1 protein-coding gene is annotated in these 1,818 nt (G+C 61.8%); it reads left to right on the top strand.

The window, feature by feature from the left end:
- A partial coding sequence (locus HP546_RS29840; RefSeq protein ID WP_372242482.1) for an immunoglobulin-like domain-containing protein occupies positions 1-1,818 on the top strand: 1,818 nt, incomplete at both ends.

Here is a 1,818-nt window from a genome sequence, read left to right as displayed (position 1 = left end):
CCACGGTCACCGAAGGCGGCAAGATCACCTATACCGTGACCCTGGTCAGCGCAGACCCGACCCTGCCAGTCACCAATCACAAGGGCCTGACCTTCACCCTGACCGATGGCACCACCGTGACCATCAAGGCCGGTGAGTCGGTCGGCAGCACCACCGTGACTGCTCCGGACAACGTCTACGTCAACGATCCGGTGACCATCACCCAAGGTCTGACCGACGTCGCGGGCAAAGGCGCCGACCAGTTCGAGCAGCTGGAACTGGGCGCTACCAAAGTCAGCACCGTGGTGACAGACGAACCTGGCACACCAGGCAATCCAGGCGGCGAAAATGAAGGCGATCTGGTCAAGGTCACCATCGTGGCCGATCAGGTATCCGTGAACGAGGCCACCGAGCCGACCTTCACCATCAGCCTGAACAAGGCGTTGGACAAGCCGTTCACCGTGACCCTGAGCACCGGTGCCACCCTGACCTTCGCGGCAGGCGAGACCACCAAATCCTACGCTGCACCAGCGCAGGGCGAGGACGTGTTCAAGGACGAGGGCAAGATCACCGTCAGCATCAGCAAGGCTGAGGTGGTCGGCGAACGACTGGAAAACCTGCAGATCGGCAAGGCCGCGACCGTGGCCGTCACCGATACCCAGAGCCCGGTCACTGCCGAGCTGACTGTGGATAACACCACCGTCACCGAAGGCGGCAAGATCACCTACACCGTGACCCTGGTCAGCGCAGATCCAACCCTGCCAGTCACCAACCACAAAGGCCTGACCTTCACCCTGACCGATGGCACCACCGTGACCATCAAGGCCGGTGAAGCTACTGGTTCGGTTACTGTCAGCGCACCAGACAACGTCTACGTCAACGACCCGGTCACCATCACCCAGGGTCTGACCGACGTCTCGGGCAAAGGCGCCGATCAGTTCGAGCAGCTCGAACTGGGCGCTACCAAAGTCAGCACCCAAGTCACCGATGAGCCATCTGGCGAAGGCGACCTGGTCAAGGTCACCATCGTGGCTGATCAGGTATCCGTCAACGAGGCCACCGAGCCGACCTTTACCATCAGCCTGAACAAGGCGTTGGACAAACCGTTCACCGTGACCCTGAGCACCGGTGCCACCCTTACCTTCGCGGCAGGCGAGACCACCAAGTCCTACGCCGCTTCGGCGCAGGGCGAGGATGTGTTCAAGGACGAGGGCAAGATCACCGTCAGCATCAGCAAGGCTGAGGTGGTCGGCGAACAACTGGAAAACCTGCAGATCGGCAAGGCCGCGACCGTGGCCGTCACCGATACCCAGAGCCCGGTCACTGCCGAGCTGACTGTGGATAACACCACCGTCACCGAAGGCGGCAAGATCACCTACACCGTGACCCTGGTCAGCGCAGATCCAACCCTGCCGGTTACCAATCACAAGGGCCTGACCTTCACCCTGACCGATGGCACCACCGTGACCATCAAGGCCGGTGAGTCGGTCGGCAGCACGACTGTGGCTGCTCCAGACAACGTCTATGTCAACGACCCGGTCACCATCACCCAGGGGCTGACCGACGTCTCGGGCAAAGGCGCCGATCAGTTCGAGCAGCTGGAACTGGGCGCTACCAAAGTCAGCACAACTGTCACTGACGAGCCTGGTACCCCAGGCAACCCGAACCCAGGCGGCAACAACGAAGGCGACCTGGTCAAGGTCACCATCGTGGCCGATCAGGTATCCGTGAACGAGGCCACTGAGCCGACCTTCACCATCAGCCTGAACAAGGCGCTGGACAAGCCGTTCACCGTCACCCTGAGCACCGGTGCCACCCTGACCTTCGCGGCAGGCGAGA

This window comes from Pseudomonas sp. CM25 (genome assembly GCF_013179705.1).
GTDB lineage: Bacteria > Pseudomonadota > Gammaproteobacteria > Pseudomonadales > Pseudomonadaceae > Aquipseudomonas.
Note: the sequence above shows the minus strand (reverse complement) of the source record. Positions and strands in the feature narration are given on the sequence as shown.